This is a genomic window from Anaeromyxobacter diazotrophicus (assembly GCF_013340205.1).
Taxonomy (GTDB): Bacteria; Myxococcota; Myxococcia; order Myxococcales; family Anaeromyxobacteraceae; genus Anaeromyxobacter_A; species Anaeromyxobacter_A diazotrophicus.
Genome location: NZ_BJTG01000009.1, coordinates 261,665 through 283,688, shown reverse-complemented (window position 1 = coordinate 283,688; position 22,024 = coordinate 261,665). Strand labels below are relative to the sequence as shown.

24 protein-coding genes are annotated in these 22,024 nt (G+C 73.6%); 14 read left to right on the top strand and 10 right to left on the bottom strand.

All coding sequences use genetic code 11. From position 1 onward, the window contains the following. Position 1 precedes the first annotated feature (1 nt). Positions 2-1,045, top strand: coding sequence for a methionine ABC transporter ATP-binding protein (locus tag HWY08_RS18655; RefSeq protein WP_176068081.1), 1,044 nt, complete (start codon positions 2-4; stop codon positions 1,043-1,045). Beyond that, a complete protein-coding gene (locus HWY08_RS18650) occupies positions 1,026-1,697 on the top strand; it encodes a methionine ABC transporter permease (RefSeq protein WP_176068011.1) in 672 nt (223 codons plus the stop codon). The genes HWY08_RS18655 and HWY08_RS18650 overlap by 20 nt, the downstream gene beginning before the upstream one ends. A 26-nt stretch (positions 1,698-1,723) precedes the next feature. On the opposite strand, the gene HWY08_RS18645 is transcribed toward HWY08_RS18650, so the two are convergent. Beyond that, positions 1,724-2,551 carry a MetQ/NlpA family ABC transporter substrate-binding protein gene (locus tag HWY08_RS18645; RefSeq protein ID WP_176068009.1) on the bottom strand — a complete coding sequence of 276 codons (828 nt, stop codon included), beginning with the start codon at positions 2,549-2,551 and terminating at the stop codon, positions 1,724-1,726. Between the two features lie 114 nt (positions 2,552-2,665). Here HWY08_RS18645 and HWY08_RS18640 point away from each other — a divergent pair, with 114 nt between their 5' ends. Both HWY08_RS18640 and HWY08_RS18635 read left to right on the top strand, forming a co-directional pair. Continuing rightward, the gene (locus HWY08_RS18640) at positions 2,666-2,827 is read left to right on the top strand and encodes a hypothetical protein (protein WP_176068007.1); all 162 of its coding nucleotides are present in this window, start codon (positions 2,666-2,668) and stop codon (positions 2,825-2,827) included. Positions 2,828-2,856: 29 nt separating this feature from the next. Next, positions 2,857-3,633 (top strand): SDR family NAD(P)-dependent oxidoreductase, encoded by a 777-nt coding sequence (locus HWY08_RS18635; protein WP_176068005.1) that lies wholly within the window; start codon positions 2,857-2,859, stop codon positions 3,631-3,633. A 7-nt stretch (positions 3,634-3,640) separates the two neighbouring features. Here the strand turns inward: HWY08_RS18635 and HWY08_RS18630 are convergent, their stop codons facing one another. The 4 genes from HWY08_RS18630 to HWY08_RS18615 all read right to left on the bottom strand — a co-directional run bounded on the left by HWY08_RS18630 (position 3,641) and on the right by HWY08_RS18615 (position 7,502). Further along, the gene (locus tag HWY08_RS18630; RefSeq protein ID WP_176068003.1) at positions 3,641-5,584 is read right to left on the bottom strand and encodes an Lnb N-terminal periplasmic domain-containing protein; all 1,944 of its coding nucleotides are present in this window, start codon (positions 5,582-5,584) and stop codon (positions 3,641-3,643) included. Positions 5,585-5,655: 71 nt separating this feature from the next. Next, positions 5,656-6,162, bottom strand: coding sequence for a DUF3015 family protein (locus HWY08_RS18625; protein ID WP_176068000.1), 507 nt, complete (start codon positions 6,160-6,162; stop codon positions 5,656-5,658). Between the two features lie 144 nt (positions 6,163-6,306). After that, positions 6,307-7,086, bottom strand: coding sequence for a ferritin-like domain-containing protein (locus HWY08_RS18620; protein ID WP_176067998.1), 780 nt, complete (start codon positions 7,084-7,086; stop codon positions 6,307-6,309). Positions 7,087-7,193: 107 nt separating this feature from the next. Continuing rightward, the gene (locus tag HWY08_RS18615) at positions 7,194-7,502 is read right to left on the bottom strand and encodes a hypothetical protein (RefSeq protein WP_176067996.1); all 309 of its coding nucleotides are present in this window, start codon (positions 7,500-7,502) and stop codon (positions 7,194-7,196) included. 221 nt (positions 7,503-7,723) lie between these two features. On the opposite strand from HWY08_RS18615, the gene HWY08_RS18610 reads away from it, so the two are divergent. The 7 genes from HWY08_RS18610 (at position 7,724) to HWY08_RS18580 (ending at position 12,839) form a co-directional block, all read left to right on the top strand. Continuing rightward, a complete protein-coding gene (locus tag HWY08_RS18610; RefSeq protein WP_176067994.1) occupies positions 7,724-8,446 on the top strand; it encodes a YebC/PmpR family DNA-binding transcriptional regulator in 723 nt (240 codons plus the stop codon). Positions 8,447-8,624: 178 nt separating this feature from the next. After that, positions 8,625-9,584, top strand: coding sequence for a protoglobin domain-containing protein (locus tag HWY08_RS18605; RefSeq protein ID WP_209005186.1), 960 nt, complete (start codon positions 8,625-8,627; stop codon positions 9,582-9,584). Positions 9,585-9,593: 9 nt separating this feature from the next. Continuing rightward, the gene (locus HWY08_RS18600) at positions 9,594-9,971 is read left to right on the top strand and encodes an STAS domain-containing protein (RefSeq protein WP_176067992.1); all 378 of its coding nucleotides are present in this window, start codon (positions 9,594-9,596) and stop codon (positions 9,969-9,971) included. Further along, positions 9,958-10,362, top strand: coding sequence for an anti-sigma regulatory factor (locus HWY08_RS18595; protein ID WP_176067990.1), 405 nt, complete (start codon positions 9,958-9,960; stop codon positions 10,360-10,362). Before HWY08_RS18600 ends, HWY08_RS18595 begins: the two co-directional genes overlap by 14 nt. Next, entirely contained in the window at positions 10,359-10,982 is a 624-nt protein-coding gene (locus tag HWY08_RS18590; RefSeq protein WP_176067987.1) for a SpoIIE family protein phosphatase, read from the top strand. The genes HWY08_RS18595 and HWY08_RS18590 overlap by 4 nt, the downstream gene beginning before the upstream one ends. Further along, on the top strand, positions 10,979-11,383 hold the full coding sequence (locus tag HWY08_RS18585; protein ID WP_176067985.1) for an anti-sigma regulatory factor: 405 nt from the start codon (positions 10,979-10,981) through the stop codon (positions 11,381-11,383). Before HWY08_RS18590 ends, HWY08_RS18585 begins: the two co-directional genes overlap by 4 nt. Beyond that, a complete protein-coding gene (locus tag HWY08_RS18580; RefSeq protein WP_176067983.1) occupies positions 11,367-12,839 on the top strand; it encodes a sensor histidine kinase in 1,473 nt (490 codons plus the stop codon). Before HWY08_RS18585 ends, HWY08_RS18580 begins: the two co-directional genes overlap by 17 nt. Here HWY08_RS18580 and HWY08_RS18575 read toward each other — a convergent pair. The 3 genes from HWY08_RS18575 to HWY08_RS18565 form a co-directional block, all read right to left on the bottom strand. Next, a complete protein-coding gene (locus tag HWY08_RS18575; protein WP_176067981.1) occupies positions 12,836-14,116 on the bottom strand; it encodes a trans-sulfuration enzyme family protein in 1,281 nt (426 codons plus the stop codon). The genes HWY08_RS18580 and HWY08_RS18575 overlap by 4 nt on opposite strands. A gap of 110 nt (positions 14,117-14,226) precedes the next feature. After that, positions 14,227-15,597: a tryptophanase gene (locus HWY08_RS18570; RefSeq protein ID WP_176067979.1), complete on the bottom strand. Its 1,371-nt coding sequence runs from the start codon at positions 15,595-15,597 to the stop codon at positions 14,227-14,229. 198 nt (positions 15,598-15,795) lie between these two features. Further along, the gene (locus HWY08_RS18565; protein ID WP_176067976.1) at positions 15,796-16,161 is read right to left on the bottom strand and encodes a hypothetical protein; all 366 of its coding nucleotides are present in this window, start codon (positions 16,159-16,161) and stop codon (positions 15,796-15,798) included. Between the two features lie 182 nt (positions 16,162-16,343). On the opposite strand from HWY08_RS18565, the gene HWY08_RS18560 reads away from it, so the two are divergent. Both HWY08_RS18560 and HWY08_RS18555 read left to right on the top strand, forming a co-directional pair. Next, positions 16,344-18,275 carry a multicopper oxidase family protein gene (locus HWY08_RS18560; protein WP_176067974.1) on the top strand — a complete coding sequence of 644 codons (1,932 nt, stop codon included), beginning with the start codon at positions 16,344-16,346 and terminating at the stop codon, positions 18,273-18,275. 14 nt (positions 18,276-18,289) lie between these two features. Continuing rightward, positions 18,290-19,126, top strand: a complete 837-nt coding sequence (locus tag HWY08_RS18555) for a 1,4-dihydroxy-6-naphtoate synthase (RefSeq protein WP_176067972.1) — start codon at positions 18,290-18,292, stop codon at positions 19,124-19,126. A gap of 74 nt (positions 19,127-19,200) precedes the next feature. Here the strand turns inward: HWY08_RS18555 and HWY08_RS18550 are convergent, their stop codons facing one another. Both HWY08_RS18550 and HWY08_RS18545 read right to left on the bottom strand, forming a co-directional pair. After that, the gene (locus HWY08_RS18550) at positions 19,201-20,637 is read right to left on the bottom strand and encodes a carbohydrate porin (RefSeq protein WP_176067970.1); all 1,437 of its coding nucleotides are present in this window, start codon (positions 20,635-20,637) and stop codon (positions 19,201-19,203) included. A gap of 154 nt (positions 20,638-20,791) precedes the next feature. Continuing rightward, the gene (locus HWY08_RS18545; protein ID WP_176067968.1) at positions 20,792-21,001 is read right to left on the bottom strand and encodes a (2Fe-2S)-binding protein; all 210 of its coding nucleotides are present in this window, start codon (positions 20,999-21,001) and stop codon (positions 20,792-20,794) included. 213 nt (positions 21,002-21,214) lie between these two features. Here HWY08_RS18545 and HWY08_RS18540 point away from each other — a divergent pair, with 213 nt between their 5' ends. After that, positions 21,215-22,015 carry a prohibitin family protein gene (locus HWY08_RS18540; RefSeq protein ID WP_176067966.1) on the top strand — a complete coding sequence of 267 codons (801 nt, stop codon included), beginning with the start codon at positions 21,215-21,217 and terminating at the stop codon, positions 22,013-22,015. Positions 22,016-22,024 lie beyond the last annotated feature (9 nt).

Genomic DNA, 22,024 nt, shown 5'->3' with positions numbered 1-22,024 from the left:
GATGATCGAGGTCGACGGGCTCACCAAGGTGTTCCGCCGCGACGGCGAGGAGGTGCCCGTGCTGCGGGGCGTCTCGCTCCAGGTCGCGCGGGGCGAGATCTTCGGCGTCATCGGCCGCAGCGGCGCCGGCAAGAGCACGCTCGTGCGCTGCGTGAACCTGCTCGAGCGGCCCACCTCGGGGCGAGTGCGGGTGGCGGGCCGCGACATGACCGCGCTCGACGGCGCCGGGCTGCGCGAGGCGCGCCGCGACATCGGGATGATCTTCCAGCACTTCAACCTGCTCTCCTCCCGGACGGTGCTCGGCAACGTGGCCCTGCCGCTCGAGCTCGCCGGCCGCTCGCGCGAGGAGAGCCGCAGGGAGGCGGCGCCGCTGGTCGAGCTGGTGGGCCTCTCCGCCCTGGCCGGCCGCTACCCGGCCGAGCTGTCGGGCGGCCAGAAGCAGCGGGTCGGGATCGCGCGCGCGCTCGCCTCGCGGCCGGAGGTGCTCCTCTGCGACGAGGCGACGAGCGCCCTGGACCCGGAGACGACGCAGTCGATCCTGGCGCTCCTCAAGGACATCCAGCAGAAGCTCGGGCTGACCGTGGTCCTCATCACCCACGAGATGCAGGTCATCCAGGCGGTGTGCGAGCGGGTGGCGGTGCTCGACCGCGGCGAGGTGGTGGAGCAGGGTCCGGTGTTCCAGGTGTTCACCGCGCCGCGCAGCGAGGTGACGCGGGGCCTCGTGCGCGACGTGGTCGACCGCGAGCTGCCGCCCTGGCTCCGCGCGCGCCTGGCCGCGGGCGCGCCCGCCGGCACGAGCCCCATCGTCCGCATCATCTTCACCGGCCCGTCGGCCACCACCCCGGTCATCGCGCAGGCGGTGCGCCGGTTCGACGTGCTGCTCAACATCGTCCAGGGCCACGTCGACTACATCCAGGGCCAGCCCTACGGGAACATCATCGTGGAGGCGGAGGGGGCGCCGGCGGCGGTGGAGGCCGCGCTCGCCTGGATCCGCGGCCAGGACCTGCAAGCGGAGATCCTCGGACATGTCGCTCGCGATGGGTAGCCTGCTCCTCGACGCGCTCCTCGAGACGCTCGTCATGGTGGGCGTCTCGACCGCGCTCTCGGCCGCCGTGGGCGTGCCGCTCGGCGTGGTGCTGGTGGTGACCTCCCGCGGTCACGTCCTCGAGCACGCGCTCGCGAGCCGGGTGCTGGGCGGGGTGGTGAACGCGGCCCGCTCCACGCCCTTCATCATCCTGCTCGTCGCCATCATCCCCCTCACGCGCCTCCTCGTCGGCACCTCCATCGGGACGGCGGCGGCGGTGGTGCCGCTCACGCTGGCGGCCATCCCCTTCGTGGCGCGGCTCGTCGAGTCGTCGCTGCGCGAGGTGGACCCCGGCCTCATCGAGGCGGCGCAGGCGATGGGGGCCACCCCGCGCCAGATCGTGCTGAAGGTGCTCCTGCCCGAGGCGCTGCCCGGCATCGTCGCCGGCCTCACCATCACCGTCGTGAGCCTGGTCGGCTACTCGGCGATGGCGGGCGCGGTCGGGGGCGGGGGCCTCGGGGACCTCGGCATCCGCTACGGCTACCAGCGCTTCCAGCCCGAGGTCATGCTGGCGGTGGTGGTGGTGCTCGTCGTCCTCGTGCAGGCGGTGCAGTCGGCCGGCGACCGGGTGGTGCGCCGGCTCGACAAGCGGAACCTGCGCGCGAGGGCGTGAGCGGGAGCGACGCGGGTCGACGGCGCTCAGAACCCCGGCACGACGACGCCCGGCCACTTCGCGGCGATGAGCTTGCGCACCTCGTCCGAGTGGTAGGCGGCGACGAGCTTCTGGACCCAGGGCTTCTGGGCGTCCGCGGCGCGCACGACGATCACGTTCACGTACGGCGAGTCGGCCGCCTCGCGGGCGATGGCGTCCTTGGCCGGGTCGAGCTTCCCCTGGATGGCGTAGTTCGTGTTGACGGCGGCGGCCGTCACGTCGGGGAGGAAGTGGGCCACCTGCGCCGCGTCCACCTCGACGATCTTCACCTTCTTCGGGTTCTCGGTGATGTCCGCCGGGGTGGGGGTGATGCCGCTGCCGGGGCGCAGCTTGAACACGCCCTTCGACTGGAAGAGCAGGAGGGCGCGGCCCTCGTTCGACGGGTCGTTGGGGACGGCGAGCTTCGCCCCCTGCGGCAGGTCGGCGAGCGACTTCACCTTCTGCGAGTAGACGCCCATGGGGAAGACGATGGTCTTGCCCACCGAGGTGATCTTGTAGCCGCGCGCCTTCACCTGCTCCTCGAGGTAGGGCAGGTGCTGGAAGGAGTTGGCGTCGAGGTCGCCGGCGGCGAGCGCCGGGTTCTGCTGCGCGTAGTCGGACAGCTCGACCACCTTGACCTCGATCCCGTCCTTCGCCAGGAGCTGCTTCACGTGCTCGGCGATCTCGGCGTGCGGGCCGTTCTCGACCCCCAGCTTGATGGTCTGCGCGGCGCGCGCGGCGGCGGGCGCGAGCGCGAGGCCCAGCGCCAGGGCGGCGCCGAGGGCGGCCGCGAGGAGCGTCTTCGAGGAGGCTTGGTTCCTGAGGGTGTCGTTCATGCGGCGTGTATTACATAGCGGACGTTCATCCCGTCAAGCGGATGCGGCCTTCGGTCGCCGCGCGCCGCGCCCGGGCGCTGGACGCGCGGCCCGAGCCGTGGCTCTCATGGCCCCATGGGCCTCAACCTGCCGACCATCCTCGTCATCCTGGGGCTCGTCGCGCTCACGCTCCTCCTCACCGGCCCCGGCCTGTGGAGCGAGAAGTGGGGCTGGCGCTGGTTCAAGGACGACGGCGACCACAAGCGTCCGCCGCCGCCGCCGCCGCCCGATCGCTGAGACGCCGCGCCGCCCGCAGGGAGCTCACGATGGCCGCCTTCCAGCCGAAGAGCGTCTTCATCACCGGGGCCTCGAGCGGCCTCGGCCGCGGCCTCGCGCTGCACTACGCCCGCGCCGGGGCCACGGTCCACGCCGCCGCGCGCAGGCAGGAGGCGCTGGCGGGGCTGGCCGACGAGGTGGCCCGCGCGTCCTTGCCGGGGCTCATCGTGCCGGTGGCGCTCGACGTGACCGACGCCGAGGCGCAGGCGCGGGCGATCGCCGCGGCGGAGGAGGCGGCGGGCGGCGCGCTCGACCTGGTGGTGGCGAACGCCGGGGTGGGCGAGCCGACGCCGGCCACCCGGATGGACTGGCGCCGGGTGAAGCGCGTCCTCGACGTGAACGTCTCGGCCGCCTGCGTGACGGTCGCCGCGGCGCTGCCCGCCATGGTGGCGCGCGGCGAGGGGACGGTGGTGGCGGTCGCGTCGCTGGCCGCCCTCCGCGGCCTGCCGGGGAGCGCCGCCTACTGCGCCAGCAAGGCCGCCCTGCACACCTTCATGGAGGGCGTGCGGGTCGACCTGCGCGGCAGCGGCGTGCGCGCGCTCACCCTGTACCCGGGCTTCGTGAAGACCGAGATGACCGCCAAGAACCGCTTCCCCATGCCGTTCCTGATGGAGCTCGACGACGCGGTCGAGGTCATGGCGGCGGGGATCGCGCGCGGCGAGCCGGCGCTCTTCTTCCCGCGCGGCCTGGCCGCGGCGGTGCGCGCGCTGGGGGCGCTGCCGCGCGCGCTGTACGAGCCGCTCGCGGGGCTCGGGCGCCGGCGCTGACGGCCCGTCAGAGGAAGAGCGACACCCCGAGGAGCGCCTCGGTCTCGATGGGGCGCCGCGCGATCTCGAGCCACAGCGACGTCCGGCGGAGGTGGAGCCGGCCGGTGAGGCGGAGGTCGAAGGTGGAGCGCGGGGCCGCCCACGGCAGGTAGCGCCACCCCGCCTCGCCCAGCAGCGAGGCGCGCTCGCCGGCGCGGAGCCGCAGGCCCGCCGACGGCCCCAGCGCGAGCCGCGCCGCGCGCCCGTCGAGGCCGCGCAGGTCCGGCGCGGCCGCCAGCTCGGCGTCGGTGAGCGCGTACGCGGTCACCGCGTCGCCCAGGAAGGACTGCGCGAGCCCGCCCCCGAGCTGCGCCACGCCGGCCAGGCAGCCGGGGCAGCCGGCGTCGCGGATCGTGTCGGCGCCGAAGCCGGCGCGCCAGGTGACGTGGGGGTCGAAGCGGCTGAAGTCGCTCAGCGAGAAGACGTCCACCACCAGCGCGCGCTCGAGGTGGAGCGCGTCGTGGCGCGGCTCGTACCGGACCCGCACCGGCAGGAACTCGATCTGGGCCAGGGCCGGGTAGCCGGTGGGCGGGTCGGCGAGGTCGTGCAGCGCCAGCCGGAAGTCGTACACGGCGAGCGGCCCGGCGCGGCTGGAGGCGCCGCCCGCGACTCCCATCCGCAGGGACCCGTGGCCGAGCTGCGGCTGCTGCGACGCGGCGAGTGGGATGACGAGCTCCTGGCTCTGCACCGGGACGGTGCTGCGCCGCGCCATGAGCCGCTGCTTCACGTCGGCCGCCGGGGTCACCCGCGCGTCGAGCAGCTCCTTCGCGTGCACGAAGTCCACCCAGTCGAGCGCCGCGTCGAGCGCGCGCGCCTCCTCGGGGGGCGCGAGCCCGGGGGTCGGCGCGGCGGGCGAGCCGATGAGCGCGCGCAGCGCGCCGCGCTCCCGGCTGGAGAGGGCGCCGGCGCGGGCCAGGAACTGGGTCCGGATCGAGGGCCGGAAGTGCACCGCGCGGACGAGGCCCGGGTTCTCGAACAACGCCTTCACCGTGTCGGCCGGCAGCACGATGAGGCCGAGGTGGCGCAGCAGCTCCAGCCGCGGCGCGGCCGCCTCGAGCGCGCCCAGCACACCCTGCGAGCAGTTCTCGGTGAGGTAGTAGTAGTCGAACCAGGTCGAGCCGAGCTCCCACAGGTGCGCCACCAGCAGCTCGGTCTCGGCCGGGGTGAGCGCGAGGTCGTACTCCCACAGGTCGCGCGACTCGTAGTCCGCGTACTCGCGCACCTTGTAGAAGTAGGGGTAGTGGTTCCAGTTCCCGTGGAAGAGGCCGGTGAGGCCCTTCACCGCGTAGAGGAGGACGTTGCCGGTGTCGACGGTCGCGGCGTAGTCCACCCCGAAGTCGAGGAGCTGGAAGTGCTTGGCCGCCTCGGGGGCGGCGGTCTTGTTCAGCCTGAGGAAGGTATGGCCGAACGCCGAGGCGGGGTTGTTGAGGTAGTAGGAGGAGAAGACGAGGGTGACGGAGCGCGCCTGGACGCGGGCGCGGAACTCGTCCAGCCGCGGGCAGGCCGGCGCCGGCAAGCGGGACCGGTCGATCCCGAGCTCCCCCGAGAGCCAGGCCAGGCGCGCCGGGAACTGGCACTGCGGGTGCTGCCGGGCCGGCGGGGTGGCCGGCGCCGGCGGCGCGGCGGGCGCAGCCGGCGCGAAGAAGCCGGTCAGCGTGGCCTCCAGCTCCGCCGCCGGGTCGGTCTTGCCGCCCGGAGCCAGGTAGAAGCCCGGGCCGTCGGCGGCGGCCTCGACGCCGCCCAGCAGCTTCGCGCGGTAGTGCACGAGGCGGCGCCAGGCGAGCGCGTCCGCCAGGTGGCGGGCGCGGGCCGCGGCCAGGAGCTCGGAGAGGTAGGGAGGCGGCGCCGGTTCGGCCGCCGCGGCGGTCGAGGCCAGCGCGGCGCCCAGGAGCAGGGCGGCCAGGCGGGTCATCTTCGAAGAAGACCCCGCCCGCCCACGCTGTGCGGGGCGGACGGGGTCCAGGGATGCGATCCGGGGGCGGCTCAGCCGAGGTTCTGACACGCCAGCATCTTCTCATCCTTCAGCGTCTTGATGACCGCCTCGGTGACCGCGTCGGTCGACACGCTCTCCGAGGGGAAGATGGCGGAGAAGTTCTTCTGCAGGGTGGCGCCCACGCTGTTCGAGTCGGTGCAGCCGTTGAGCCAGGTCAGCGTGCCGATGGTCTCGCCCGAGCCGCGCGAGATGTCCTTCGCCAGCGCCTCGCGGTTCACCTCGATGAAGAGGCGGGTCGCCTGGGCGCCGCTGAGGCCGCTGCAGTTCGAGGTGCCGGTGGTGATGCCGAAGGTCTGGTTGCCGAAGGTGCCGTTGGTGGTGGCGGCCAGGATCTGGATGGCGCCCTGCTGGTCGCCGAAGGCCATCGAGCCGAGCCCGCAGCCGGCGTCGCCGTACCGACCCTTGGTGCCGCGGATGGCGGCCTCGGTCGACTTGGCTTCGGCGTACGTGCTGATGGACAGCCCCATGACGAACAGCGCGACGAGGACTCTGCGCATCGGTGCCTCCTCCATTGGAAGTTGCGGCGAGGTCGAGCCCTCGCCGCACCGGCAGACTACCGGGCTCGCGCCCGAGTCACCATCCGGAAAACGAAGGCCACCAGGGGGGGCCCGGTCCGGGCCGGACACCCCGGGGTCCCCACCTCAGGGCGCGGCGAGGAGCGCCCGGGCCCCGGCCCCGCCCAGGAACAGCTCGGCGAAGCGGGGCAGGCTCGCCATCTGGCGGTAGGTGCGCGCGAGCACCGACTCGGCGTCGAGGCCGAGGCGCGCCCCGTGCGGAGCGAGCTTGCGCACCTCGGCCAGGGCCAGGCGGGAGAAGACGGACCACCAGGCGCGGAGCAGCGCGGTGGTGAGCGGCCCGGCGTGATCGAGCACGGCGGTCACCGCGAGCCGCGTCCCCGCGATGTGGCGGGACTCGTCCTTCAGCATGAGCCGCAGGAGCTCCTTGCCGGTCGCGTCGACGGCCTCGAGCTGCAGCGCGCGCTGGAAGATGGCGGCCGCCAGCGTCTCGGTGAGCCAGGTGGCGAGGATCCAGCGCTCCACCGGGAGCGGCCCCCGCGTCGCGAGCTCGACCAGCAGGTCGAACGCGCGCTGGCGCGTCGGCGGCGCCCCCAGCTTCTCGAGGTACCGGCGGAAGACGAAGAGGTGCTTCGACTCGTCGTAGCACTGGGTGGAGTAGTAGGTGATCATCCCGCGCTCGCCGAAGCGGTGCGCGGCGGCGTTCATGAGCCGCTGGATGATCTCGAGCCCCTGCCACTCGCCCTCGTAGAAGAAGTGGAGGAGGGTGACCCAGCTGTCGCGCGCGGCGCCGGGCGCGATGGGCCGGCTCCAGTCGACGGCGCGCTCTGGGTCCCAGTCGGTGGCGAAGGCGAGGCGCGAGAGGCCGTCCCAGCTCGTCGCGTCGGCGTCCGGCGGTGCCGTCATGCCACCCAACCTAGCGACGGGGCGGCGCCTCGCCCCGCCACCCGAGCGGCTCCCGCGGGCGGGGCAACCTCGGAGGGCGGGGTCTCTCGCGCCCGCGGGCGGCGCGCTCAGCGCGCGGCGGCGGCGCCGCAGCGCCAGGGCGTGGCGCTGCCGTCCGCCTCGACGCGGACCCGCATCGCGTCCGGGCCGCGCCACACGCTCCCGGCGATGACGCGGGCCGGGAGCCAGGGGTAGCGGGCCCGGCTGTCGGTGGAGACGGACACCACCGGGGAGACCGGCGGCGCGTCGGGGGTGGCGGCCGGCACGCCCTCGGGCGTGAGCGGGATGACGTGGTGGCGGCGCTCGCCGCGGCCCGCGCGGCGGCTCCGCCGCCCGCCGGCGCGGTCGTTGCGGGGTTCGTGGTGCGATCGGTTCAAGGTGGCTCCTGCAGCTTCGTCACCGGAGGCGCGCTGGCCTCGACGGTCTCGGCTCGTCTGTGAAGGGGGCGACCGGTCCGGCCGCCAGAGCGGGGCCAGACCTGGCCAGCCGCTCGATGGAGGAAGCTTAATACATCGCTTTCCGCTGCGCCAGCGGAGCGCCCGCGGCCCCGCCGCGAAACGCGCGGTCCCGCGGGGCCGCTCCGGCTACAATGCGCGCCATGGGACGGATCTTCGAGACGCGCAAGGCCACCATGTTCGCGCGCTGGAACAAGATGGCCAAGGCCTTCACGCGCATCAGCAAGGAGATCGCCATCTCCGTGAAGGCGGGCGGGCCCGACCCGGCCAACAACCCCGCGCTGCGGCGCGCGCTCCAGAACGCGCGCGCGGCCAACATGCCGAAGGACAAGGTCGAGGGCGCCATCAAGCGCGCCAGCGGCCAGGACCAGAAGGCGTACGAGATCGTGCTCTACGAGGGCTACGGTCCGCACGGGGTGGCGATGGTGGTCGAGACGGCCACCGACAACGTGGTGCGCACCGTCGCGAACGTGCGGATGCACTTCAAGGACCACGGCGGCAACCTGGGGACGGCCGGCAGCGTCGCCTTCCAGTTCCAGAAGATGGGCGTGTTCCGGCTCGCCCCGGAGGGCCTCGACGCCGACGCGCTCGAGCTCGACCTCATCGACCACGGCCTGGAGGAGCTGGGCGAGGGGCAGGGCGAGAACGGCGAGAAGCAGCTCGTCATCCGCTGCGCCTTCAACAACTTCGGCCACCTCCAGGCCGCCCTCGAGGAGCGGAAGCTCCCCATCCTGTCGGCCGAGTCGGAGTACGTCGCGCAGACGCCCGTCGAGCTGCCCGAGGAGCAGGCCACCGAGGTGCTGAAGCTGGTGGACCAGCTCGAGCAGGACGAGGACGTCCAGCGCGTGTTCCACAACCTGCGCTAGCGACGCCGGGCGGGGCGGCGCGGCGGCGACCCGGCCGCGAGCGCCCCCTCCGCGGCGCCCCCTCTGCGGGGATCCCGCGCCGGCCGTGCGGCAGCCCGGAGGGCCGTTCGATAAGAACGGTCCCGGAGCGAGCAGCGGCACGCGGCGGGCCTTACGTCGTGCCGGCGAGGACGAACGCATGGCCGACGGAAAGCTGGCGTGGATGAGCCGCGCACTGCCCCATGAGCTGGCGGTGGACGAGGAGGAGGTGGCTCGCCGCAAGGAGTTCCTCGAGTTCCGGGACGAGGACATCGAACAGCTCAAGGGCCTGCGCGAGCTCGCCCGGAAGTATGCCGACCCGGTCATCGAGGAGTTCTACCGGCACATCCTCTCGTTCGACGAGACGAAGGCGTTCTTCCGCGACCCGAAGGTGCTGGCCCGGGTGAAGCAGCTGCAGAAGGACTACTTCGTCCGGCTGACGGAGGGGGACTACGGCGCGGCCTACGTCGCGAACCGGCTCAAGATCGGCGCCGCGCACGAGCACGTGAACCTCGAGCCCAAGTGGTACCTCGGCATGTACGCCTTCTACCTGCGCCTGGTGGCGAGGCGGCTGCAGGAGGCGTTCGCGAGCGAGCCCAGCCGGGCGATGACCGCCTTCCTGTCGCTCATGAAGCTCGTCTTCCTCGACGTCGGGCTCGCCGTCGACACCTACATCCACGCGCGCGAGGCCACCATGCGCAAGCAGCAGGAGGCCATCCGCGAGCTCTCCACGCCGGTGCTCCAGATCCGCGAGCGGCTCCTGCTCCTGCCGATCATCGGGGTCATCGACACGCACCGGGCCCGCCTCATCACGGACAGCCTGCTGCGGGCCATCCGCGCCAACCGCGCCAAGGTGGTGGTGATGGACGTCACCGGCGTCGCCACCATCGACTCCAAGGTCGCGAACCACCTCATCCAGACGGTCACGGCGGCCGGGCTCATGGGCGCGAAGGTCATCGTGACCGGGCTCTCGTCGGACGTGGCGCAGGCCTTGGTGGCGCTCGGCCTGGACCTCGCCAAGCTCGAGACGGTGGGCGATCTGCAGGGGGGGATCGAGGAGGCGGAGCGGCTGCTCGGGTACGAGGTCGTGCGCACCGGGGCGGGCGCGCAGCCCGGGTAGGAGCGGACCGTGGCCGTCCCCATCCTGAAGCAGGGCGACGTGCTCATCGCCTCCATGCAGGAGGCGCTCACGGATCGCGCGCTCATCGAGCTGCGCGACCGGCTCTCGGACCAGGTCGGGCGGTTCCGGGCCCGCTCCGTCATCGTCGACGTGACCGCGCTCGACGTCCTCGACTCCTTCGCGACCCGCACCATCCGCGGCATCGCCTACACCGCCAAGCTGCGCGGTGCGCGGACGGTGGTGGTGGGCATCCAGCCCGAGGTGGCCTTCGCCATGGTCGAGCTCGGGCTCACCTTCGAGGGGGTGGAGACGGCGCTCGATCTGGAGGAGGGGCTGGCCCTCGTCCGCGGGGGCCCCGCGAAAGGCGGTCGCGATGGCGCCCGCTGAGACGCGCGTCCCCATCGAGCACGAGGGGGACATCGTGACGGCGCGGCAGAAGGGGCGAGAGCTGGCGGCCGCGCGCGGGCTGTCGCTCACCGAGCAGACGCTGGTCGCGACCGCCATCTCGGAGGTCGCCCGCAACATCGTCGTCTACGCGCAGCGCGGGGAGGTGCTGCTCGCGCCGGTCGACGACGGCGGCCGGCGCGGGCTCATGGTGGTGGCGCGCGACGCCGGGCCGGGGATCCCGAACCCCGACCTCGCCATGCGCGACGGCTACACGACCGGCAACAGCCTCGGCATGGGGCTGCCGGGCGCGAAGCGGCTCATGGACGAATTCGAGCTCTCGACGGCCGTCGGCAAGGGGACCACCGTCACGATGAAGAAGTGGGTGCGATGAGCGAGGCGCCGGGCGATGCCGCGGTCCTCGACTGGGCCTGGGCCGGCGCGCCGCTGGCCGGGGAGCGGGAGTCGGGCGACGCCCACGTGGTGGCGGCGTTCGCCGGCGGCGCCCTGGTGGCCGTCCTCGACGGCCTCGGGCACGGGCCCGAGGCGGCGCTCGCCTCGCGCGCGGCGGCCCGCGTCCTGGTCGCGCACGCCGGCGAGCCGGTGGCCGCCCTGGTCGAGCGGTGTCACGAGGCGCTGCGGCCCACCCGCGGGGCGGTCATGAGCGTGGCCTGCTTCCAGGAGGCCGAGGGCGCGATGACCTGGGTGGCGGTCGGCAACGTGGAGGGCATCCTCCTGCGCGCCGCCCCGGCCGCGGCGCGGGCGCGGGAGGCCATCGTCGCCCGGGGCGGGGTGGTCGGGTACCAGCTCCCGCCGCTCCGGCCGGTGACGCTCCCGGTCACGGCCGGCGACACGCTGGTGCTCGCGACCGACGGGATCCGCTCCGGCTTCGTGGCGGGGCTCGAGGTGCGGGGGGAGCCGCAGCAGGTGGCGGACGCCATCTTCGCCGGCTACGCCAGGGGGAGCGACGACGCCCTGGTGCTGGTGGCGCGCTACCTGGGGGGGAGCTCGTGATCCGGGTGCCGGTGCGCGAGGAGGCGGACGTGGCGGTGGCGCGGACGCGCGCGCGCGAGCTGGCCTTGCGCGAGGGCTTCCAGGAGGCCCGGGCGGCGGCCGTCGCGATCGCCGTCTCCGAGCTGGCCTGGAACATCGTCCACCACGCCGGCGCGGGGGAGGTCCTGCTCGAGGTGGTGACGGAGCGCGGTCGGCGGGCGGTGGTGGTCGTGGCGCGCGACGGCCACCCCGGCATCGCTGATCTCGAGGCGGCGCTGCGCGACGGCCACTCGACGCGCGGCGGCCTGGGGCTGGGCTTGCCCTCGGCGCGGCGCCTCTCGGACGAGTTCGCGATCGACTCGGCCCTGGGCCGGGGGACCACGGTGACCTTGAAGAAGTGGGCGGATGACCCGGACGCATGAGCCCATGACGGCGCAGGAGCTGGCGGGCGGGTACGCGTCCGCGCTCCGCGACTACGTCTCGACCGGCAGCGAGGCGGCCCTGACCAGCGCCTACGAGCTGGGCCGGGCCGCGGCGGCCGGCGGGCTCGGGATCCTGGAGCTGGCGATGCTCCACCACGACGCGCTGCGCGGCCTGCCGCGGGCCGGCGCGGGCGAGCGGCCCGCGCTCGAGATGGCGGCGCAGTTCCTGGCGGAGAGCCTCTCGCCCTTCGAGATGACGCTGCGCTCCTACCGGGCCAACGCGCGGCTGCTGGGCCTGAGCGAGGTGCTCGCCGAGCGCAACACCGAGATCGACCGCGCCCGCGAGCAGCTGCGCGCCATCCTCGACGCCACCACCGCCGTCATCTACCTCAAGGACGCCGAGGGCCGGTACCTGTACGTGAACCGCCAGTTCCAGCAGGTGTTCTCGCTCCGGCCCGAGGAGGTGCTCGGGCGGCGCGACGAGGAGGCCCTCCCGGCGGGGGTCGCGGGGATCCTGCGCCAGGACGACGCGCAGGTCCTGGCCACCCGCGCGCCGCTGGAGCTGGAGGAGATCCTGCCGGCGGGGGCCGACGGGGCGCGCGCCTACCTCTCGCTCAAGTTCCCGCTGCTCGACGCGGGCGGCGTCGCCTACGGGGTGTGCTGCGTCGCGACCGACATCACCGAGCGCAAGCGCGCCGAGGAGGCGCTGCAGCGGGCGCGGGAGGCGGCGCAGCGCGAGCGCCAGCTCAAGGCGGCGCTGGAGGCGCGCGACCGCTTCCTGGACATCGCCTCCCACGAGCTCAAGACGCCCCTCACCTCGCTCGAGCTCCAGGTGGCGAGCCTGCGCCGGCTGGGGAAGGTCAGCGCGGCGCCGCCGGTCTCGGACGAGCGGGTCCAGTCGAAGTGCGAGGTGATCCTGCGCCAGGTCGAGCGGCTGAAGGTGCTCATCAACGGCCTCATCGACGTCGGCCGGATCTCGTCGGGGCACCTCGAGCTGTCGCGCGAGCCGCTCGAGCTGGGGGCGCTCGTCCGCGTGGTGCTGGCGCGCAGCGAGGAGCCGGTCCGCCGGTCGGGCTCCGAGGTGACGCTGCGCGGCGCCGAGGCGGTCCACGGCACCTGGGATCGCTCCCTGCTGGAGTCGGTGGTGGCGCAGCTCGTCTCGAACGCGGTGAAGTTCGGCGAGGGCAAGCCCATCGAGATCGCGCTGGGGACGACCGGGGAGCGCGCGGTGCTCACGGTGCGCGACCACGGGATCGGCGTCCCGCTCGCCGACCAGGGCCGCATCTTCGAGCGGTTCGAGCGCGCCGTCTCGGAGCGCAACTACGGCGGCTTCGGGGTGGGGCTGTGGGTGGCGCGGCAGGCGATCGAGGCGATGGGCGGCCGCATCGCGGTCGACAGCCAGCCGGGCGCCGGGGCGGAGTTCCGGGTGGAGCTGCCGCTCGACCGGGTGAGCTAGGCGGGGAGCGTCCGCAGCGCCTCGGCGAGATCTGCCAGGAGGTCCTCGGGCTCCTCGATGCCGACGGAGAGCCGGATGACGCCGTCGGTGATCCCGGCGCGCTGGCGCGCCTCGGGCGTCATCGAGGCGTGCGTCATCGAGGCCGGGTGGGCCACCAGGCTCTCCACGCCGCCCAGGCTCTCCGCCAGCGTGAACCAGCGCAGGGTCTTGAGGAGGTGGTCCACCCGGGGGCGCCGGCCGTCGGCGAGCTCGAAGCTCAGCATGGCGCCGAAGCCGCGCTGCTGCGCGCGCGCCAGCGCGTGCTGCGGGTGGGTCGAGAGGCCGGGGTAGTGCACCTTCGCCACCGCGGGGTGCGCCGCCAGGAAGGCCGCCACGGCCTGCGCGCCCGCCTCGTGCGCCCGCATGCGGAGGAGGAGCGTCTTGAGGCCGCGGAGCACGAGGAAGCAGTCGTGCGGGCTCTGCGAGGTGCCGAGCAGGTTGTTCATGCTCTGGATGCGCTGCGCGAGCGCCGTGCGCCCCGGCGCCGCCACCACCGCGCCGCCCACCACGTCGCTGTGGCCGTTCAGGTACTTCGTGGTGGAGTGGACCACCAGGTCGGCGCCGTGCTCGAAGGGGCGCTGGAGCACCGGGGAGAGGAAGGTGTTGTCCACCACCACCAGTGCGTCGCCGGCGTGGGCCAGCGCCGCGACCGCCCGGATGTCCGTCAGCCGGAGGAGCGGATTGGAGGGGGTCTCGATCCAGACCATCCGCGTGTTCGGCTGGAGCGCCCGCTTCACCGCCTCGAGGTCGGAGAGGTCGAGGTAGGTGACCTCGAGGCCGTAGGCGGTCTTGGCGTGCTCCAGGGCGCGGAAGGTGCCGCCGTAGCAGTCGACCGTGCAGAGGAGGTGGCTCCCGTGGGGGAGGAGGTTGAGCGCCACCACCACCGCGCTCATGCCGGTGCTGGTGCAGGTGGCCCCGGCGCCGCCCTCCAGCACGGTGAGCGCCTCCTCGAGCGCCGCCCGGGTGGGGTTGCCGCTGCGCGTGTAGTCGTAGCCCGCGTTGGTGCAGACGTCCCGGAAGGCGAAGGTGGAGGTCTGGTAGATGGGCGGCATCACCGCGCCGTAGGCGGGGTCGGGCTGCACGCCGGCGTGGACGCACTGGGTGGCGGTGCGGGCGGCGGGGACCAGCGCCGCCCGGCCGGCCCAGCCGGCGCGCGCCGGCGATCCCGCCGGCACGATGGTGAAGTGATAGGCCGGGTTGCCCGGGACGTTGGCGTCGAGGTGGACTTCCTTGGACATGGTGCGGCTCCGGGAGGCGCGTGGCGCGTGGGCGTGGAGCCTGCGATGGGTAGCAGCGGTCGCCCGCGAACACAACGGCCCCCCTGGCGCGCGCGGGGCGAGCGCGCCCGTCAGGCCCAGGCGAGCTCGGCCGTGAAGTGGCGGAGGTAGCGGCTCTGGCGCACGAGCCGGACGCCGCGCACCTCGCGCGCGCGGGCCGCCAGCTCCAGGATGGCCTCGGCGGCGTAGTCGAAGTGGCTCTGCGTGTAGACGCGGCGCGGGAACGCCAGCCGGACGAGGTCGTGGTGGTGGTAGGTCTCGGTCCCGTCGTCGAGCCGCTTGCCGAACATCACCGAGCCGATCTCGACCCCGCGGATCCCGCCGGCCAGGTAGAGGGCGTCGCAGAGCGCCCAGCCCGGGTACTCCTCGCGGCGGAGGTGGGGCAGGAAGGCGCGCGCGTCGAGGTAGACGGCGTGGCCGCCGGTGGGCTCGACGATGGCGACGCCGCCGGCGAGCAGCTTCTCCCCCAGGTACTCGGCCGTCCGGAGGCGGTAGCGCAGGTAGTCCTCCTCGAGCACCTCCTCGAGGCCGATGGCGATGGCCTCCAGGTCGCGGCCGGCCAGGCCGCCGTAGGTGGGGAACCCCTCCGTCAGGACGAGCAGGTTGCGCGCCGCCTCCACCCACCGCTCGTCGCGGAGCGCGATGAAGCCCCCGATGTTCGCGAGCCCGTCCTTCTTCGCGCTCATGGTGCAGCCGTCCGCCAGCGAGAACATCTCGCGCGCGATCGCCTTCGGCGTCCGGGCCGCCTGCCCCGGCTCGCGCAGCTTCACGAACATCGCGTTCTCGGCGAAGCGGCAGGCGTCGACGACGAGCGGCTTCCCGTGCCGGCGCAGGAGGTCGCGGTAGGCCCGCAGGTTCTCCAGCGAGACCGGCTGCCCGCCCCCCGAGTTGTTCGTCACGGTGATCATGCCGAACGGGACGCGCCCGCCCTGCTCGGCGAGGAGCCGCTCCACGCGCGCCAGGTCGATGTTCCCCTTGAACGGGTGGCGGGCGCGCGGCTCGAGCCCCTCGGGGATCACGAGGTCGAGGGGCTCGACGCCGCCGTATTCCAGGTTGGCGCGGGTGGTGTCGAAGTGGGTGTTGCTCGGGACCACGTCGCCGCGCTTCGTCGCCACCGAGAACAGGATCCGCTCCGCCGCGCGCCCCTGGTGCGTGGGGATGACGAACGGGTAGCCGGTGAGGTCCCGCACCGCCGCCTCGAAGCGGAAGAAGCTCGCCGCGCCGGCGTAGCTCTCGTCGCCCGCCATGATCCCGCCCCACTGGCGCGCGGACATGGCCCCCGTCCCCGAGTCGGTGAGGAAGTCGAGCAGCACGTCCTCGGCCCGCAGGCGGAACGGGTTGAGCTTCGCCTCCTCCAGGCGGCGCGCGCGCTCCTCGGGCGTGGTGAGGCGGATGGGCTCGACCGACTTCACCCGGAACGGCTCGATGACGGTGCGGGGCATGGCGCGGCTCACGATCAGGTCAGTGTGAAGCGGAGCTCGCCCCGCGCGGGCGGAGGGGAGCGCCGCCGGGACTCTAGGCGCGCCACCGGCCGCGCGGAGCCGCCGGGCGGACGGCTGCCCCGTCAGGGAGGCCCCCGCGGGGCGGGGCGATGACGACCCTCGGGATGCTGGCGGGCCGTGGCGCCGCCGCCGGGAGCCTCACGGCGCCGGGCGCTCGCCCGGAGCCGGGGGAGCGCGGCCGGTCGCGGGGGAGATCCCGACGGGCGGCGCGCTCCCGTCGCGCGGCGTCCCCGGCTGCTTCGTGCCGATGGGGATGGGGACGGACGGCGCGCAGCGCGGGTCGGCCGCCTCGCCGACGCAGACGGGCGAGAGCTGCTCGCAGAAGCCGGTGGCCGGGTTGCACGTGTAGCCCGGATTGCACGGACTGTAACAGCCGCCGCCGGCGCGGCTCGCGGCGGAGAGGCCGGCCGCGAGCCCGGTGTTGATCGCGGCGCTGGCGGCCGTGTAGGGCGCGGTCGAGCCGCAGCCGAGCGCGAGCAGCAGGATGACCGTCGGGCGCGCCATGGATCTCCTCCGGCTGCCACGATATCCCGTCGCGCGGCGGCGGAGGGGTCCGCTCGTGCACCGGGCCGTCCATCCCGTGCTCACGGGACGCGCGCCGCCGCGGAGCGCCGCGCCGGGGAAAAGCGCACGCTTACCGGAGGTGGGTACACCGGCGCGAGGCGCGCTCGTACTACGTTGCGCGGATGCCTTCGCGCACCCGCCTCACCGCCCTCCTTGCGGCCGGCTTCGCCGCGCTCACCCTCGCCTGCGGCAGCAGCGGCACCGCCACCCAGGCCAGCGCCGCCTCGTCGGCGAACCCCGCCGTCGCCAAGCGCCCGCTCGATCCGGAGGCCATCGGCCAGTTCCTGGTGCCGCTGCCCGCGATCCCGGTGCGGACGCCCGACACCGCCACGTTCCCGGGCAAGGACTACTACGTGGTGACCGCGATCCAGGGCGAGCACGACTTCGGCCTGCGCCGGTTCGACGGGACGCCCTTCGTCGATCCCGCCAGCGGCAAGCCGGTGCGCACCGTCTCCTGGGGGTACGACCTCTCGTACCTCGGCTCCACGGTGGTGGCGCGCCGCGATCGGCCGGTGGTGATCGACTACGTGAACGGGCTCGTGGGATCGGACGGGAAGCCGCTCGCGAAGCACCTCTTCACGGTGGATCCCACCGTCGACGGAGCAGGCTTCGACGTGCCGCAGGTCCGGACCGTGCCCCACCTGCACGGCGGCCACAGCGCCGCCGAGGCGGACGGCCACCCGAGCTTCTGGTTCACCGCCGACCCGAAGGCGGCGGCGAACGGGATGGGCGGCCCGGCCGGGAACCGCGTCCGCTACACCTACGAGAACGACCAGCCCGCGGCGACCAACTGGTTCCACGACCACGCGATGGGCGTCACCCGGCTCAACGTCTACGCCGGCCTCGCCGCCGCCTACCTGGTGCGCGACGCGGCGGAGGACGCGCTCGGTCTCCCCGGCGGCGCCTACGAGGTGCCGCTGCTGGTGCAGGACAAGTCGTTCAACGACGACGGCTCGCTCGACTACGCCACCTACCCCCTCTACAACCCGTACACCCAGCTGCCGCTCGTCGACCCGAGCGGCGCGCCCATGTACTCCTCCGGGCCCGAGACGTTCGCGAACACGGTCATCGTGAACGGGGTGGTGTGGCCCTACCTCGAGGTGGAGCCGCGCCGGTACCGCTTCCGCGTCTGGAACGGCGCCGACTCCCGCTTCTTCAACCTGTGGCTGGAGGAGGCGGGCGTGGGGCCGCTGCCCGGGCTCTTCATGCAGCAGGTGGGCGCCGAGGCGGGGTTCCTGCCGGAGACGGTGGACATCGGCGGCGGCCCCGGGCCGGGCGGGCTCCTGCTCGCCCCCGGCGAGCGCGCCGACGTGGTGGTGGACTTCTCCGGCTTCGCCGGCAAGTCGATCACGCTCCGCAACGACGCCCCGGCGCCCTTCCCGAACGGCGACGACCACAACTTCAACGCCAACACGGTCGGCAAGGTGATGCAGTTCCGGGTGGTGAAGCCGCTCGCCGGCGCCGACACGAGCGCGGTGCCAGCGGCGCCGCTGCCGGTGGCGCCGCTCCCGGCGCCGGATCACCAGCGCGTCGTCGACCTCCAGGAGTTGCAGGACGTCTACGACATCCTCGACCCGACCCAGTCACCGTCGGTCATTCCGCGCCACGAGCTGCGCCTCAACGGGCTGCGCTTCGCCGACCCGGTGACCGAGCAGCCGAAGCTGGGCACCGTCGAGGACTGGTGGATCGTGAACACCACCGTCGACATGCACCCCATGCACCTGCACCTCGTCACCTTCGAGGTGGTGGAGAAGGGCTCGTACGACGCGGCCAGCTACCTGCCGGCGGCGGGCGGGGTGATGGGGACGATGCTCCCCGGCGGCTTCCACCCGGACACCGATCCCGCCGGCCACGCCGACGGGCAGCCCGGGTTCGACCCCGCCTACGCGGTCGCGCCGAACGAGCGCGGCAGGAAGGACACGGTCAGGGTGCCGCCCGGCGGCTACGTCCGGATCCGCGCCCGGTTCGATCGGCCTGGCGAGTACATGTGGCACTGCCATATCCTGGCCCACGAGGAGCACGCGATGATGCGGCCGTTCAGGGTCGTCCCCTGAGCGGCGAACCCCCGATGACCCTGACCCTCGGCTTCTCGCCCTGCCCGAACGACACCTTCATCTTCGACGCGCTCGTCAACGGGCGCGTCGACACCGGCGGGCTCCGCTTCGAGCCGGTGCTGGAGGACGTGCAGACGCTGAACCGGTGGGCGCTCGAGGGCCGCCTCGACGTCAGCAAGGTGAGCTACGGGGTGCTCCCCCTCGTCACCCGCGACTACGTGCTGCTCGGCGCGGGCGGCGCGCTCGGGCGCGGCGTCGGCCCGCTGCTGGTGGCCCGGCCCGATCGCGCCGACTTCCACGCCGAGCGGGCGACGGTGGCCATCCCGGGCGAGCACACCACCGCGCACCTGCTCTTCTCGCTCGCCTGCCCGCACGTGGCGGAGAAGCGGTTCCTGGTCTTCTCGGAGATCGAGCGGGCGGTGCTGGCGGGCGAGGTGGACGCCGGCGTGATCATCCACGAGGGCCGCTTCACCTACCAGGCGAAGGGCCTGGTGAAGCTCCTCGACCTGGGCGAGCACTGGGAGGCGGAGACCGGCTCGCCCATCCCGCTCGGCGGCATCGTGGCGCGGCGGGGCCTCGGGGCGCCGGTCGCGCGCGAGGTGGACCGGCTCATCCGCCGCAGCGCGGAGCAGGCCCTCGCCGCCTACCCGCTGGTCACGCCCTACGTGCAGCGCCACGCCCAGGAGATGGACGAGGCGGTCATGCGCCAGCACATCCAGCTGTACGTGAACGACTTCTCGGTGGAGATGGGCGAGGGCGGACGGAAGGCCGTGCGGCGGCTGCTGGAGGTCTACGCGCGCACCCGGCCCGCGACGGCGCTCGCCGGCGAGGACGTCTTCCTCGAAGGCTGATGCGCCCGGTGCCCCGGTGCGGGCGACGCTCGCGCACCGGGGCGCCAGGCGCAGCGAGCGCCGGCGGGCCCGCCTCAGAACTCGACGTGGAACCGACAGCCGACGATGTTCACCGGCCCACGGTCGGCGTTGTACGCGGGGTTCTCGATGTGCTGCCCGTCGACCGAGATCCAGAGCCCGCGGAAGGCGTTGAAGCTGTAGTAGGCCTCCACGATCTGCTCGGGCCGGTAGCGATCGAGCCGGCCGTCCCCGATGAGGAACCCGAGGCCGCCGGCGGCGGCGTAGGCCCGGTGCGCGTCGGAGAGGGCGTTCGCGACCCAGGCGACGCCGAGCGTGTCGCCCGCTCGCCCCCAGCGCCCGCCCTTCACGCTCACGCCGGCGGCCACCGACCGCTCGATCTCGGCGAAGCTGTAGGTCTCGGTCTGCCCGTCCGCCCAGCTGAAGCGGGCGAAGACCCCGACCTCTCGCAGCACGCTCTGCTCGAGGCTCACGCCGAACCCGAGCTTGGCCTGGTTCCGCCGGACGTGGGCGACGTCCGGGAGGCCGCCGTTCCCCGCCGCGTACTGGAGCGCGTCGCGGAAGCGCCCCTGCTTGGAGTAGTTGCGGAAGCCGGCGACGCGCACCTTGCCCGGCTGGCCGAAGAGCACGTGCCCGTGCTCGACCTCGACGGTATCGCCGTAGTGGTCGAGGAGGTCGAGGTCGAGCGCCAGCCCGTTCGACTCGATGGGCTCGGCGAACCGGCCGAGGCGGAAGGCCCAGTCGTCGTGGTCGTACTCCACGGCGATGCCCCAGGTGTAGCCGCGCACGTCGGCCGCGTAGTCGAACGCGCCGTAGCCCATCAACGACCAGTTGAGGAACTGCGTGCGCGGGTCGTGCGAGAAGGCGTTGCCGTCGAAGACGTCGCCCCAGGAGAAGTTGCCGGCCGTGATCACCAGCCGGCGGCTCGCGACCTCGCCGCCGAACTGGTTCGGGCCCGGCTCGGCCGTGGAGGTCTCGCCGCCCAGGGCGATGGTCTGCCGCAGGAAGACGCGGGCACGGTAGAGGAGCGGCGTGGGACCGCCGCCCTTCTGGTTCTCGCCGTTCGGCAGCCCGCCCAGCCCGGAGAGGTGGGAGATGCTCTGGGACTGGATGGTCTCGGGGTTGAAGAAGAGCTCCGCGCCCGCCCACGGGCGCGCGCCGAGGAAGGCCGTCGCGGTGAGCGTGTACCCGGTCTCCGGGGCCGTCGTCAGGCTGTTCGGGCCGGTGTACGGCGCGGTGAATCCGGCCTTCCGCTGGAGGACGTACGTGCTCTGGAACCCGGCGCTCCACCACGCCGGGGGTGCGGCGGGGTCACCCGCCGGTCCGGGGACCGCGGGCGGCCGCGGGGCGAGGGGAGTCGTCCCGGACATGGCGAGGGCGTCCTCGGCCGGCGCGTTCGCGGCCGCCGACGCGCCGGGCTCGGTCTCGTTCGCGACCGCGGAGGCCGAGGGGAGGAGGAGCAGGAGAGCGAGGAGAGGAGGTCGAAGTGCCATGGCGCTCCGGTGTGCGAGGCGCGAGCGATGGCTCGCGCCGTGGGCGCTGGGTCCTTCGACCGCGGGCCTCAGGGGTCGTGGTCGCCCTCGGGGGGCGTCGTCGGGTCGTCCGTTCAGCTGCGCGAGGTGGCGCGGTCGTGGCCGGTCATCGGGGCTAGGCGCTGGCGCGGCGGGGGCAGCCGGGGCAGGCGTTCGCGCCGCGGCAGGGGCCCTGGTCCTGGACGATGCGGGCCACCGCCTCGGCGCAGTGGCCGCAGTCGGTCCCGGCCCGCGTCGCCGCGACGACCTCGCGGTGCGAGAGGCCACCGGCCGCCGCGGCGCGGAGCGCCTGGTCGGACACGGCGTGGCAGGAGCAGACGATCATGGGGCCTCCGGGCCCTCGCGCCGGCGCGGCGCGCGAGGTGAAAGTGAAGTTGATTTTCAATATCAACAATGGTGCGAGGCTGTCTTTGACCGTCGTCAAGAAGGAGCGCTTCTCCTGGCCGGCGCCGGCCGCGGCCCGGGGCGGCGCGATGGGCGGCGGCGCGGGGCGCGATGGGCGTACACTCGGCGCCGCCTCCCACCGAGCAGGGACCCCATGCGCCTCCGCACCCTCTTCTACGCCGGCCTCCTCGCCACCCCGTTCCTCGACGGCTGCCACTGCCCGGTGGTGGATTCGGGGCACTCGGGGATCGTCTTCGAGAGCCTGGGCAAGGGCACCAGCCGGACCGTGCTCGGCGAGGGCATGCACGTGATGCCGCTCTGGAACAGCGTCATCGCCTACGACCTGCGCGTGCACGAGTTCAAGGAGTCGCTCTCGGTCCTCTCCAACAACGGGCTCGCGCTCCGCGTCGACGCGAGCGTGCGCTTCCGGCCCAAGGCGGACGAGCTGTTCGAGCTGCAGACGCAGATCGGGCAGGCCTACGCCGAGATCCTGATCGCGCCGGTGGTGCGGTCCGAGGCGCGCAAGGTGTTCGGCCGGTACAGCCCGGAGGAGATCTACTCGACGAAGCGCGAGGAGATCGAGCGGCAGATCTTCGAGGAGGTCCAGAAGGCGCTGGCCGGCAAGCACGTCATCGTGGAGGCGATCCTCATCCGCGACGTCGAGCTGCCGGAGGCGATCAAGGTCGCGATCGCCGACAAGCTCGCCGAGGAGCAGCGCTCCCAGAAGATGCGCTTCACGCTCGACAAGGAGCGCCAGGAGGCGCAGCGCAAGCAGATCGAGGCCGAGGGCATCGCCAAGTACCAGAACATCGTGCGGCAGGGCCTCACCGCCGACTTCCTCGCCTACAAGGGCATCGAGGCGACCGAGCGGCTGGCCTCGAGCCAGAACGCCAAGATCGTCGTGGTGGGGAGCGCGAAGTCCGGGCTCCCGCTCATCTTCCAGCCCGAGAAGTAGCGCCGCCGC

Coding starts and splice junctions, on each gene's coding strand:
- HWY08_RS18655 (WP_176068081.1), top strand. CDS start 2: ATGATCGAGGTCGACGGGCTCACCAAGGTGTTCCGCCGCGACGGCGAG.
- HWY08_RS18650 (WP_176068011.1), top strand. CDS start 1,026: ATGTCGCTCGCGATGGGTAGCCTGCTCCTCGACGCGCTCCTCGAGACG.
- HWY08_RS18645 (WP_176068009.1), bottom strand. CDS start 2,551: ATGAACGACACCCTCAGGAACCAAGCCTCCTCGAAGACGCTCCTCGCG.
- HWY08_RS18640 (WP_176068007.1), top strand. CDS start 2,666: ATGGGCCTCAACCTGCCGACCATCCTCGTCATCCTGGGGCTCGTCGCG.
- HWY08_RS18635 (WP_176068005.1), top strand. CDS start 2,857: ATGGCCGCCTTCCAGCCGAAGAGCGTCTTCATCACCGGGGCCTCGAGC.
- HWY08_RS18630 (WP_176068003.1), bottom strand. CDS start 5,584: ATGACCCGCCTGGCCGCCCTGCTCCTGGGCGCCGCGCTGGCCTCGACC.
- HWY08_RS18625 (WP_176068000.1), bottom strand. CDS start 6,162: ATGCGCAGAGTCCTCGTCGCGCTGTTCGTCATGGGGCTGTCCATCAGC.
- HWY08_RS18620 (WP_176067998.1), bottom strand. CDS start 7,086: ATGACGGCACCGCCGGACGCCGACGCGACGAGCTGGGACGGCCTCTCG.
- HWY08_RS18610 (WP_176067994.1), top strand. CDS start 7,724: ATGGGACGGATCTTCGAGACGCGCAAGGCCACCATGTTCGCGCGCTGG.
- HWY08_RS18605 (WP_209005186.1), top strand. CDS start 8,625: ATGGCCGACGGAAAGCTGGCGTGGATGAGCCGCGCACTGCCCCATGAG.
- HWY08_RS18595 (WP_176067990.1), top strand. CDS start 9,958: ATGGCGCCCGCTGAGACGCGCGTCCCCATCGAGCACGAGGGGGACATC.
- HWY08_RS18590 (WP_176067987.1), top strand. CDS start 10,359: ATGAGCGAGGCGCCGGGCGATGCCGCGGTCCTCGACTGGGCCTGGGCC.
- HWY08_RS18580 (WP_176067983.1), top strand. CDS start 11,367: ATGACCCGGACGCATGAGCCCATGACGGCGCAGGAGCTGGCGGGCGGG.
- HWY08_RS18575 (WP_176067981.1), bottom strand. CDS start 14,116: ATGTCCAAGGAAGTCCACCTCGACGCCAACGTCCCGGGCAACCCGGCC.
- HWY08_RS18570 (WP_176067979.1), bottom strand. CDS start 15,597: ATGCCCCGCACCGTCATCGAGCCGTTCCGGGTGAAGTCGGTCGAGCCC.
- HWY08_RS18565 (WP_176067976.1), bottom strand. CDS start 16,161: ATGGCGCGCCCGACGGTCATCCTGCTGCTCGCGCTCGGCTGCGGCTCG.
- HWY08_RS18560 (WP_176067974.1), top strand. CDS start 16,344: ATGCCTTCGCGCACCCGCCTCACCGCCCTCCTTGCGGCCGGCTTCGCC.
- HWY08_RS18555 (WP_176067972.1), top strand. CDS start 18,290: ATGACCCTGACCCTCGGCTTCTCGCCCTGCCCGAACGACACCTTCATC.
- HWY08_RS18550 (WP_176067970.1), bottom strand. CDS start 20,637: ATGGCACTTCGACCTCCTCTCCTCGCTCTCCTGCTCCTCCTCCCCTCG.
- HWY08_RS18545 (WP_176067968.1), bottom strand. CDS start 21,001: ATGATCGTCTGCTCCTGCCACGCCGTGTCCGACCAGGCGCTCCGCGCC.
- HWY08_RS18540 (WP_176067966.1), top strand. CDS start 21,215: ATGCGCCTCCGCACCCTCTTCTACGCCGGCCTCCTCGCCACCCCGTTC.